This window comes from Nocardioides sp. GY 10113, from assembly GCF_004919105.1.
Classification (GTDB): domain Bacteria; phylum Actinomycetota; class Actinomycetes; order Propionibacteriales; family Nocardioidaceae; genus Nocardioides.
This window is the reverse complement of the sequence record NZ_STGK01000002.1, coordinates 57,606-68,989: the sequence shown is the minus strand read 5'-3', so window position 1 is coordinate 68,989 and position 11,384 is coordinate 57,606. Positions and strand designations below refer to the sequence as shown.

The window sequence follows — 11,384 nt, the reverse complement described above, 5'->3', positions numbered from 1 at the left end:
GAGCCGCGCACCCGGTCGCAGCGCTCTCGCCGTGCCTGGACAGCAGCAGGGCCCGGACGGCTGATCCGTCCGGGCCCTGCTGCATCCGCGAGGCGGTGTCCTCAGAGGACCTTGGAGAGGAACGCCTGGGTCCGCTCGTGCTGCGGGTCGTCCAGGACCTCCTCGGGCATGCCCTCCTCGACGACGACGCCGCCGTCCATGAAGACGACCTTGTCGCCCACCTCGCGGGCGAAGCCCATCTCGTGGGTGACGACCATCATCGTCATGCCCTCCTGGGCCAGCTCCTGCATGACGCCGAGCACGTCGCCGACGAGCTCGGGGTCCAGCGCGCTGGTCGGCTCGTCGAAGAGCATCATGTCCGGGTCCATCGACAGCGCTCGGGCGATCGCCACCCGCTGCTGCTGGCCGCCGGAGAGGTGCGCCGGGTAGGCGTCCTCCTTGTGGTCGAGGCCGACCTTGGCGAGGTTGCGTCGCGCCACCTCGACCGCCTCGCTCCGGCTGCGGCCGTGGACCGAGCGCTGGGCCAGGGTGAGGTTCTTCATCACCGACAGGTGCGGGAAGAGGTTGAACTGCTGGAAGACCATGCCGATCCGGGAGCGGACCTTGTCCAGGTCCACCTCGGGGTCGCAGATGTCGATGCCCTCGATCAGGATCTCTCCCGACGTGGGCTCCTCCAGCCGGTTCACGCAGCGCAGCAGCGTCGACTTGCCGGACCCGGACGGCCCGATCACGCAGACCACCTGGCCGGGGTTCACCGAGAAGTCGATGCCCTTGAGCACCTCGTTCTCGCCGAAGTACTTGTGCAGGCCCCGCACGTCGATCGCGGGCACGGTGGCCCCCGGCTCGGCTGTGGGCGTCATGGACGTCGAGGTCATCGGGTCGCCTTCCTCTGCCGGCGCTCCTGCCAGGCGACGAGCTGGGTGAGGGGGATGGTGATCACCAGGTAGAGCAGCGCGGCCTGGATCAGGCTGGTGGCGGTGCCGGCAGACGGACCGGAGGACTGGAAGTCCCTGGCCACCGTGGTGAGCTCGCGCTCGTCGAACGCGGCGCCGAGGACGAAGAGCAGCGCGGTGTCCTTGATCAGCAGCACGAACTCGTTGGTCAGCGGCGGGATCACGATCCGGAAGGCCTGCGGCAGGATCACCTTGAACATCGTGGCCCCGGGCTTCATGCCCAGCGACCGCGCCGCCTCCATCTGCCCGGTCGGCACCGCCTGGATGCCTGCGCGCAGAGTCTCGGCCATGTAGGCGCTGGCGACCATGATCAGGGCGATCAGGCCGGCGCCGATCAACCCGCCCGGCGGTTTCCACTGGAAGGCGATCGGCACGCCGAAGCCCATGAACAGGATGACGATCAGCGCCGGCAGCCCGCGGAAGAACTCCACGTACGCCGTGGCCAGCCACCGCAGCGTCGTGATCGGGGAGAGCCGGGCCAGCGCCAGCATCAACGCCAGCGCCAGCCCGCCGCCGAACGCGATCGCGGTGTACTTGATGGTGTTGACCACGCCGATCGTGATCAGGTCACCCCAGTTGCCGTCGGTGAACGCGACGCCGTCGGAGTTCCAGAAGTTCTCCTTGATCGTCGGCCAGTCGGCCGCCAGCGCCAGGCCGACGATCGCCGCGACGACCGCGACGTTGAGCCCCCAACGCCAGGCCCGAGCCTTGGTCGTTCGCTTCATGGCGATCAGTTGGTCGCGAAGTACTTGTTGTAGATGTCGTCGTAGGTGCCGTCGCCGCGCATGTCGTCGAGCGCACCGTCGACCTCGTCGACCAGACCGCTGTTGCCCTTCTTCATCGCGAAGCCGTACTGCTCGTCGGTCGCGAACTTCTCGACGACCTCGAACTTGTCGGTCCGGGTGTGCTCGATGTTGACGGGGAGGTCCTGGAGGAGCGCGTCGACCTGGTCGGCCTTGATCGCCTGGAACATCTCGGCGTCGCTGGGGAAGGTGATGATCTCGGCGCCGGAGGCGTTCTCCTCCGCGTACGCCTTGCCGGTGGTGCCCTGCTGGACGCCGACCTTCTTGCCGTCGAGGTCGCCGATCGAGGCGATGTCGCTGCCGGCCGGCACGAGCAGGGACTGCTCGGAGTCGTAGTAGCCCTCGGAGAAGTCGAGGTTCTTCGCGCGGTCCTCGGTGATGGTCATCGCCGAGGCGACCAGGTCGCACTGGCCGGCGTTGAGGGCCTGGCCGCTCTGCAGCGCGTCGAAGGAGGAGTCCTGGATGACGAGCTCGAGGTCGAGGCGGGCGGCGATCTCGGTGACGATGTCGACGTCGAAGCCCTTGAAGCCGGAGTCGCTGTCCTCGTCGAAGTCCTCGAACGGCGGGTACGGCACGTCGGAGCAGACGGTCAGCGTCCCGGCATTGATCAGCTCGGCGCCGGAGTCGGTCGTCTCACCGTCGTCCGAGCCGCAGGCGCCCAGCGCGAGGGCGGCGATGGTGGTCAGGGCCAGGGCAGCGATACGCGGCTTGTGCATGGCACCGGACCCTAGGGCGGCCCGGTCCTCCGCGGGAGCCGAGCCGGTTGACCGGTGCAGGATCGTGACCTAATCGTCACCGGCCGCGAGCGCGTCGGTCCGCGGCCTGGGCGCGACCCGTGGCCGGGACGCGCGCGGGCCCGACCGGGAGGTCCCGGCCGGGCCCGCGCTCACCACGCTGCGGACAGCGTCACCCGGGGATCAGCTGGCCTCGATGGTGTCGAACAGCCACGGGATGGTCTGCATCCCGAACAGGTCGGTCGCCCACCCGTAGGGGTTGGTCAGCAGGCGCACCATCGAGCAGTCGGTCGGTTCGTAGGTGACGTCGACGCCCTGCTCCTGGTACCACCGCACCAGGGTGCGGGAGTCCTCCGCCGGGATCAGCTGCAGCGGGGAGTTGTCCTCCTCGCAGGAGGCGACCAGCACCTTGCCCTGCGGCGTGCCGGTGGCCGCCTGGCCGAGCAGGCTGTCGGTGAACGCCTGCTGGTACTTCGGCCGGTCCGCGGGGCTGACCCGATCCTTGAACAGGGACTTCAGCGGCACGAACGGCAGCGCGAAGTACGTCGGCGACTGGCAGACGTTGCGGTAGACCTTCGCCAGTGCCCGTCCGATCAGGTTGAGGTCCCGGTCGATCTGCCACTCCGGGTACCACTCGGCCAGGCCGAGCAGGGTGGCGAACGCGAAGCCCGAGCCCATGGTGCCGTCGGCGTACTTGAAGAAGGTCTTCATGTCGACGACCATCCCCTCCAGCACGGTGGCCTTGATCCGAAGCTCGGGGGTGTACTTCGCGGCCAGCTCGCCGGCGAACCCGGCGCCGACCGCGCCGCCGGCGACGGCGAAGAGGCCGATCTTCGGGCTCCGGGCGAGGCGCAGGCCGCGCTCCTGCTTCGAGAGGTTCAGCGCCGCGCGGAGGCCGTCCAGCATCGCCGCGCCGGCGAACTTGCCGGCGAAGACGCCGTGGGTCTCCTGGGAGCCGTTGTTGCCCACGTCGCTGACCATCACCGCGGCGCCGCGGTCGAAGAACATCGCCAACGGGCCGAGTGCCGACCAGGCCGCCGCGTCCATCGGCTTGGAACCGGTCAGGGTGCCGCTGGGGTGGCAGTTCGGGCCGAGGGAGTCGTTGGCCATCTGGTAGCCGATCAGCGGCCGGGTCCAGTCCGGCCTGCCGTCGTCGGGGACCATCAGGATGCCGGTGCTGATCACCTTCTCCCCGTGCTCGCCGGTGGTCGGGTACATCACCTTCCAGGCACGGATGTTGCCCGGCTGGAAGCCGAGGAACATGACGTCGACCGCCTTCGACTTCAGCAGCGTGCCGTGCTCGGCGTACCGGTCGACGCCGGTCTCGTCGTAGAACGGGTCGGAGTTGGTGAGCGCCTCGAAGTTGGCGCTCGGGCTGCCGAGGGTGCCGGACAGGAGCGTGCCGACCGCGAAGGCGTTGACGACGTCGCCGAGGGCCGGGGTGACCGACACCGAGCCGTCGTCCGCTGCCTGCGCGGGGGCCAGCGAGGTGCCGGCGAGGGTGGCCAGGGCCGCGGCCGTGGCCACGGCGATCGTGGTGCGGAGCCGTCTCACTTGCGGACCACCTTCACGTCGAGGGTCGTGATCATCGAGTAGAGGATCTTGGGCAGGTTGAGGAGCGGACGGCCCGACTCGAGCTGGTAGTCGTAGGGCCTGGTGAGGATCTCCTCCAGCGCGTCCCAGTCGTTCATCACCATGTCGGCGTACTTGGGCAGCAGCTGCGCCTCGATCCAGGACCAGCGCTCGTCGAAGACCGACCAGTTCCAGTCCGGCAGCGGCAGGGTGACCACGACGGTGCGGCCGGTCCAGCGCCGCTTCTCGACGATCACGGGGTTCGCCTCGCGCGGCGGCAGCACGCCCGCGATCGACGGGTGGGCGATGATCGTCATCAGGTAGGTCAGCGCCTCGCCGATGGAGCCCTTGTAGGCGCGGGCGGCGTCCCACTGCGTGCTGATCACGTCGTACTGCTCGCGGCGCAGCAGCTCCTTGTTCGCGGCGGCGATCGGGCCGGCCTCGGCGGCGGAGATCCCGTCCCAGCCGGTCGCGATGGTCCGCCAGGTGTCGAGCATGTCGTGGACGCCGTTGCCGTCCTCGTCCTCGTCGGTGCCGGTGCCGGCGTAGGTGTCGACGTCGTCGTAGAGGCCGGCCTCGATCATCTCGGTGACCGAGGTCAGCTGGCCGCCGTCGGCCACGTAGGCGGTGTGCAGCGGCATCAGGTCGCCGAAGATGTTCTTCTGCATGATCAGGACGCGGGAGAGGAACCAGCGGAAGTCGGCCGGCTTGACCGTCTTGAAGGCCTCGACGATGGCGGGCAGACCCTCGGGCAGCTGGTCGATCGAGTCCTGGCCGGCGACCGCGGCGACCTTCGCTACCAGCCTGTTGACCAGGGTGGAGAGCTGGGCCCAGTCGAGCAGGTCGGTGGCGAGCTCGAAGTCCTCGAGGCCGCCGCCGAAGTCGGCGCCGACCTGGCCGGCCATGCCGGCCCACTGCAGCTCGCGGTGCGCGAGCTGGAAGTCCTCGTAGTAGCGGTAGGACCTGACCAGGTTGGTGCGGTTGGCCTTGGCCGTGGTCTGCGGGTTCCACGTGGCCAGGTCGATGCCGGCGGCCTCGGTGGAGCGGGCCAGCCAGTACTGGTACAGCAGCGCGGCGTACCGGGTGGGGGCGTAGCCGGCCGCGCGGACCTGGTCGAGCAGCGCGCCCAGCGTCGCGGAGTCGGTGGGCAGCGCCGGGTTGACGCCGCCGGTCGCGACGGAAGCGTCCCGGTTGGTCAGCGGCAGGTCCAGCGCACTCAGGGCCGCGCTGGAGAGCCCCGTGCTGGTCGAGGAGCTGGTCGAGGAGCTGGTCGAGGAGCTGGTCGAGGAGCTGGTCGAGGAGCTGGTCGAGGTGGTGCTCGAGGAGCTGATCGAGGTGGTGCTCGCGGCGGCGGCGGCCGCCGCGGCGTCGCGGGTGGAGGTGAGCATGCTCAGCCACGAGTCCGGTGCGGGCCAGGCGGCCTGGGCCGGTGCGGGTGCCATCGTGGAGAGCACCCCGGTCGTGAGCGCGACGGCGATGCCGCCGGCGATCCGGTTGCGCATGGGGTACGTCCTTCGTGCGTCGTCGATCGGTGGAGTGAAGGGGGCGACCCGCGACAACGAGCCCGATCAGGCGTCGCTGTGCCCCAGGGTGAGTGAACGTTCGGTCGGCTACGGTGGTCCTGACGGGGGATGGGCCGGCCGTGGCGGTGTCGCGGGCGCGGCCGACGGGTGACGGGCCACCTCAGCGCCGCATCTGCTTGAAGAGCCACGGGATGGTCTGCATCCCGAACAGGTCGGTGCCCCAGCCGTAGAGGTCGGTGATGAACCGCTTCATCGAGCAGTCCGTCGGCGCGTACTTCACCTTCGCGCCCGCGCGGCGGTACCGCTTGGCCAGGTCGCGGGCGTCCTTCGCCGGGACCAGGGACATCGGTGAGTCGTCCTTGGCGCAGGAGGAGATCAGGATCCGGTTCTTCTTGCGCGGCGGGTGCGCGGCGCGCCCCGGGTCCTTCGCGGACGGGCTGCCGAGCAGGTTCTCCTGGAAGGCCTTGAAGAAGATCGGGTTGTCAGCCGGGTTCACGCCGTTCTTGAAGAGCTTGTCCAGCGGCACCAGCGGCAGCATGAAGTACGCCGGGGTCTGGCACTGGGTGCGGAAGAGCTTGGCGATCGCCCGGCCGGCGAGGTTCAGCTGGCTGTCCAGCTCCCACTCCGGGTACCACGGCTCGAGCCCGAGCAGCGTGGCGAAGACGAACCCCGAGCCGATCGAGCCGTCGGCCGTCCGGAAGAAGCTCTGCAGGTCGACCACCATGCCCTCGAGCACGGTGCCCTTGATCCGCAGCTCGGGGGCGTACTTCTTGGCGATCTCCGCCGCGAACGCGGCGCCGACGCCGCCGCCGGCGATGCCGAACACGCCGATCTCGGGGCGCTCGGCGAGGTCGGCGTCCTGCACCGCGATCGCGGCGCGGATCCCGTCGAGGAGCGCGTGGCCGCCGAACTTCCCGCCGAAGACGCCGTGCGGCTCGGGATCCCCGTTGTTGCCGACGTCGCTGATCATCACCGCCGCGCCGCCGCCGAACATCTGCGCGAGCGGTCCGAGCGCCGACCACAGCGATCCGTCGAGCGGATCGCCCCCGGTCCACTGGGTGCTCGGGTGGCAGTAGGCGCCGACGGAGTCGTTGGCCTCCTGGTAGGCGATCAGCGGCCGCTCGTGGTTCGGGGTGCCGTCGACGGGGATCATCAGGATGCCCGTGCTGATCACCTGCTGCCCGTGCTGGCCGCGGGTCGTGTACATCACCTTCCAGGCATCGAGGTTGCCCGGCTGGATGCCCAGGAACATCACGTCGACGGGCTTCGCCTTCAGCAGGGTGCCGTTGGGCTCCAGCCCGGTCAGCGTCGGCTCGTCGTAGAACGGGTCGTTCGGGAGCAGCGCGGAGAAGATCTCCTTCGGCGAGCCGACGGAGGCGCTGGAGAGCGCCCCGACCACGTAGCCGTTGAAGATGTCGCCCATCCCGGGCCGGACCGAGGGGTCGTCGGTGTCCGCGGCGGCGCTCGACCCGCTGCCGGCGAGTGCCAGCAGCGACGTCGCCAGCACCGCCGTGCAGAGGGCCAGCGCGATGGCGCGCCTGCCCGCTGTGCGGATGCCTGATCGGCGGGTGCCTCGTCTCATGGGTCTCCCTCCCTGGGGACGCGTCGCGCCGTGCGCTGTGACGTACGTCTCCAACGAGGCAGGTGGGGAGAAGTTAGAACGAGGGCGGACGATTTTACTTTGCGCCGCCTCCGGCATAGGCCAGTCTGGGACCCGCGGACGGCGCGGCCGTCGTCCGTTGGTGACGAAGCCGACATCGCGCTGTCATCGGGGACAGGTGGAATCGGTCGGCAGCGGCACCACGGGGTACTCTTGGGGGTCGTCGGGGGACAGTTTCATTGGGGACAACGCCATCTCATGGGGAAGGTCGGAGACCAGTGGTCCGTTCCGTGATCTCGACGCGTGCCGCGCGTCCGGAGGATGCTCCCGTTCTCGTCGAGCTCTGGTCCGACGTGCTGCGCAGGGGTGACCGCTCCGAGCAGGCCGCGGACATCGAGCTCCTCGTCAAGCAGGCCGCCGTCTCGCCCGAGCAACGGTTCGTCGTCGTCGAGTACGACGGCTCGGTCGCCGGCGCGGTCCTGCTCCGGCTGAGCACGCTGTCCCCGATCAACCTCGAGCCGTGCGTGCAGTCGATCCAGCCGCGGGTGCTGCCGCAGTTCCGTCGACACGGCGTCGGCCGGGCCCTGATGGAGGCCGCGACGGCGTTCGCCGAGGAGCAGGGCGTGCTGCTGATGGCCACCGTGGTCCCCTCGGCCACGCGGGAGGCCAACCGGTTCATGGCGCGGCTGGGGCTGACCCAGGTCGCGACGTGGCGCGCGGCGCCGACCATGCTGGTGCGCTCCCGCCTCTCGCACCCGCGGCAGCCGGTGGCGGCCGCCGGCCGCAACCGGCTGATCGCCGCCCGGCGTACCGCACGTCGGGCCCGTCCGGTCGACGAGACGGGGCTGGCCGAGATCGCCGAGCTCCCCGCCGCGCCGGACTGGCCGGACGACGAGCAGGACGCCGGCGCGGGAGCCCAGCGGGGCTGAGCCCGGGCCCGCGTCCGGCCGCCCGCACCGCTGGTCAGCGCTGGTCAGCGCTGGTCAGCGCTGGGGCGCCTCGATCAGGGCGCAGGTGATCCGGGCCGTGCAGAGCCGCTTGCCGGCCTCGTCGCTGATCACGACCTCGTAGCAGGCGCTGCTCCGCCCCAGGTGGACGGGCGTGGCGACGCCGGTGACCGTGCCGGCCGTCGCGGAGCGGTGGTGGGTGGCGTTGATGTCGACGCCGACGGCGATCTTGCCGAACTGGTGGGCGTGCATCGCGGAGCCGATCGAGCCCAGCGACTCGGCCAGCGTCACGGACGCACCGCCGTGCAGCAGCCCGTACGGCTGCGTGTTGCCCTCCACCGGCATCGTCGCGACGAGGCGCTCGGCGCCGGCCTCGACCAGCTCGACGCCCAGCTTCTCGTTCAGCCGCCCCATCAGGCCGTGGGGGAAGGTTCCGTCCAGGTCGTCCACGCTCACCATGGGCGACAACCTAGTGCGGGCCCCGTCGGCGGTCGCGGATAGGCTCGGCTGGTGACCGAGACGACGACGCCCGATCGCCCCCGGCTGCTCCTCCTGGACGGTCACTCACTGGCCTATCGCGCCTTCTTCGCGCTGCCGGTCGAGAACTTCTCCACCACCACCGGGCAGCACACCAACGCGGTCTACGGCTTCACCTCGATGCTGATCAACGTGCTGCGCGACGAGCAGCCGACCCACATCGGCGTCGCGTTCGACGTCTCCCGGTCGACCTTCCGCTCCGAGGAGTACGGCGAGTACAAGGCCAACCGGAGCAAGTCGCCCGGCGAGTTCAGCGGCCAGCTGCCCCTGATCGAGGACGTGCTCGACGCGCTGCGGATCCCGTACCTGAAGAAGGCGGGCTTCGAGGCCGACGACATCATCGCCACCCTCGTCACCCAGGCGCTCGCGCACGACCCCGAGATGGAGGTGCTGATCCTCACCGGCGACCGCGACTCCCTCCAGCTGGTCACCGAGCGATCCACGGTGCTCTACCCGATGCGCGGCGTCTCGGACCTGGCCCGGATGACCCCGGCCGCCGTCGAGGAGAAGTACGGCGTGCCGCCGGCGCGCTACCCCGAGCTGGCCGCGATCGTGGGGGAGACCTCCGACAACCTCCCCGGTGTGCCCGGCGTCGGTCCGGGCTTCGCGGCCCGCTGGATCAACCAGTACGACGGCCTCGACAACGTGATCGCCCACGCCGACAAGATCACCGGCAAGAAGGGCGAGGCGTTCCGCGAGCACCTCGGCGACGTGATGCGCAACCGCCGGCTCAACGCGCTGGTCCGCGACCTCGACCTCGAGCTCACGCCGGCCGATCTGCTGGTCCGGCCGTGGGACCGGCAGGAGGTGCACACCCTCTTCGACAGCCTGGAGTTCCGGGTGCTGCGCGACCGCCTCTTCGAGAGCCTCACCTCCGAGGAGGAGGTCGAGGAGGCCGGTTTCGCGCTCGACACGACCGTCCTCGGCGAGGGGGAGGTGGCCGCCTGGCTGACCGCCGCCGGCACCGACCGGGTCGGCGTCCACGTCCGCGGCGACTGGGGCTCGGGCACCGGCCGGGTGGACGGGCTGGCGTTCGCGCTCGGTGACGGGCGCGCCGCCTACGTCGACTCCGCCACGCTCGCCCCCGCCGACGACGCAGCGCTGGGCGCCTGGCTCGCGGACGCCGAGCGGCCCAAGGTGCTGCACGACGCGAAGGGGCCGATCCTCGCGCTGGCCGCGCACGGCTGGACGCTGCGCGGGCTGGCCAGCGACACCGCCCTGGCGGCGTACCTGGTCCGTCCCGACCAGCGCTCCTACGACCTGGCCGACCTCACCCTGCGCTACCTCAAGCGGGAGCTGAAGGCCGAGGTCGAGGCCGATCAGGGGTCGCTGTTCGGCGACGACGACCCCGCCGGCGACGGTGTCGCCGCCACCGCGGCGCTCTACGCCCGGGCCGTGCTCGACCTCGCCGGGGCGCTGGACGGCGCGGTCGCCGAGCACGGCGGCAGCGCGTTGCTGGCCGACGTCGAGCTGCCGCTGCTCTCCCAGCTGGTGCGGATGGAGCAGACCGGCATCGCGGTCGACCTGGAGCACCTCACCTCGCTGGAGGCCCACTTCGCCGAGGAGGTGCGCACGGCGGCCGAGGAGGCCTACGCCGTGATCGGCAAGGAGATCAACCTCGGCTCGCCCAAGCAGCTGCAGGTGGTGCTCTTCGACGAGCTGGGGATGCCGAAGACCAAGCGCACCAAGACCGGCTACACCACCGACGCGGACGCGCTGCAGGGGCTGTTCGCCAAGACCGAGCACCCGTTCCTGCTGCACCTGCTGCGCCACCGCGACGTGACCCGGTTGCGACAGACCATCGAGGGGCTGCTGAAGACCGTCGCCCCCGACGGCCGGATCCACACCACGTTCAACCAGACCATCGCCGCCACCGGCCGGCTGTCCAGCACCGACCCGAACCTGCAGAACATCCCGGTCCGCACCGAGGAGGGGCGCCGGATCCGCGAGGGCTTCGTCGTCGGCGAGGGCTGGGACTGCCTGTTGACCGCCGACTACAGCCAGATCGAGATGCGGATCATGGCGCACCTGTCGGAGGACGAGCTGCTGATCGAGGCGTTCCGCTCGGGTCGCGACTTCCACTCCACCACCGCCTCCCGGGTCTTCGGCGTGAAGGAGGACGAGGTCTCCCCGGAGCAGCGGGCCAAGATCAAGGCGATGAACTACGGCCTGGCCTACGGGCTGTCGGCGTTCGGCCTCTCCCAGCAGCTGGGCATCCCCACCGGCGAGGCGGCCGCGCTGATGGAGGAGTACTTCGAGACCTTCGGCGGCATCCGCGACTACCTCGCGGGCGTCGTCGACGACGCCCGGCGCAGCGGCTTCACCGAGACCATCATGGGTCGGCGCCGCTACCTGCCGGACCTGACCAGCGACAACCGCCAGCGCCGCGAGATGGCCGAGCGGATGGCGCTCAACGCCCCCATCCAGGGCTCGGCCGCCGACCTGATCAAGGTCGCCATGCTGCGCACGCAGGACCGGATCGAGGCCGAGGGGCTCGCCTCCCGGATGCTGCTCCAGGTCCACGACGAGCTCGTCCTCGAGGTCGCGCCGGGCGAGCGGGAGCAGCTGGAGGCGCTGGTCCGGGCGGAGATGGGCGGAGCGGCCGACCTCGCGGTGCCGCTGGACGTCTCCGTCGGCACCGGCCGCAGCTGGCACGACGCCGCGCACTGATGGGAGGGCGCGAGCGCGTCTCCGCCTCGCTCCGCCCCGCTGCCG

9 protein-coding genes are annotated in these 11,384 nt (G+C 70.6%); 2 read left to right on the top strand and 7 right to left on the bottom strand.

Annotation, left to right across the window (positions count from 1 at the left end):
- Positions 1 to 101: 101 nt before the first annotated feature.
- The 6 genes from E8D34_RS02585 to E8D34_RS02560 form a co-directional block, all read right to left on the bottom strand.
- The gene (locus E8D34_RS02585; RefSeq protein WP_136593037.1) at positions 102 to 875 is read right to left on the bottom strand and encodes an amino acid ABC transporter ATP-binding protein; all 774 of its coding nucleotides are present in this window, start codon (positions 873 to 875) and stop codon (positions 102 to 104) included.
- Entirely contained in the window at positions 872 to 1,678 is an 807-nt protein-coding gene (locus E8D34_RS02580) for an amino acid ABC transporter permease (RefSeq protein WP_206056522.1), read from the bottom strand. Before E8D34_RS02580 ends, E8D34_RS02585 begins: the two co-directional genes overlap by 4 nt.
- Before the next feature lie 5 nt (positions 1,679 to 1,683).
- Positions 1,684 to 2,472 (bottom strand): ABC transporter substrate-binding protein, encoded by a 789-nt coding sequence (locus E8D34_RS02575; protein ID WP_136593036.1) that lies wholly within the window; start codon positions 2,470 to 2,472, stop codon positions 1,684 to 1,686.
- A 201-nt stretch (positions 2,473 to 2,673) separates the two neighbouring features.
- Complete coding sequence (locus tag E8D34_RS02570; RefSeq protein WP_136593035.1) at positions 2,674 to 4,044, bottom strand: lipase family protein; 1,371 nt, start codon at positions 4,042 to 4,044, stop codon at positions 2,674 to 2,676.
- A complete protein-coding gene (locus tag E8D34_RS02565) occupies positions 4,041 to 5,564 on the bottom strand; it encodes a hypothetical protein (RefSeq protein WP_206056521.1) in 1,524 nt (507 codons plus the stop codon). Before E8D34_RS02565 ends, E8D34_RS02570 begins: the two co-directional genes overlap by 4 nt.
- Positions 5,565 to 5,745: 181 nt before the next feature.
- The gene (locus tag E8D34_RS02560) at positions 5,746 to 7,167 is read right to left on the bottom strand and encodes a lipase family protein (RefSeq protein WP_136593034.1); all 1,422 of its coding nucleotides are present in this window, start codon (positions 7,165 to 7,167) and stop codon (positions 5,746 to 5,748) included.
- A gap of 308 nt (positions 7,168 to 7,475) precedes the next feature.
- Between E8D34_RS02560 and E8D34_RS02555 the strand changes: the two genes are divergently transcribed.
- Entirely contained in the window at positions 7,476 to 8,114 is a 639-nt protein-coding gene (locus tag E8D34_RS02555) for a GNAT family N-acetyltransferase (RefSeq protein ID WP_240771055.1), read from the top strand.
- Between the two features lie 54 nt (positions 8,115 to 8,168).
- Here E8D34_RS02555 and E8D34_RS02550 read toward each other — a convergent pair whose 3' ends face one another.
- Positions 8,169 to 8,591: a hotdog fold thioesterase gene (locus tag E8D34_RS02550; RefSeq protein WP_136593033.1), complete on the bottom strand. Its 423-nt coding sequence runs from the start codon at positions 8,589 to 8,591 to the stop codon at positions 8,169 to 8,171.
- Positions 8,592 to 8,639: 48 nt separating this feature from the next.
- Here E8D34_RS02550 and polA point away from each other — a divergent pair, with 48 nt between their 5' ends.
- The gene (polA, locus tag E8D34_RS02545; protein ID WP_136593032.1) at positions 8,640 to 11,339 is read left to right on the top strand and encodes a DNA polymerase I; all 2,700 of its coding nucleotides are present in this window, start codon (positions 8,640 to 8,642) and stop codon (positions 11,337 to 11,339) included.
- The last annotated feature ends 45 nt before the right edge of the window (positions 11,340 to 11,384 follow it).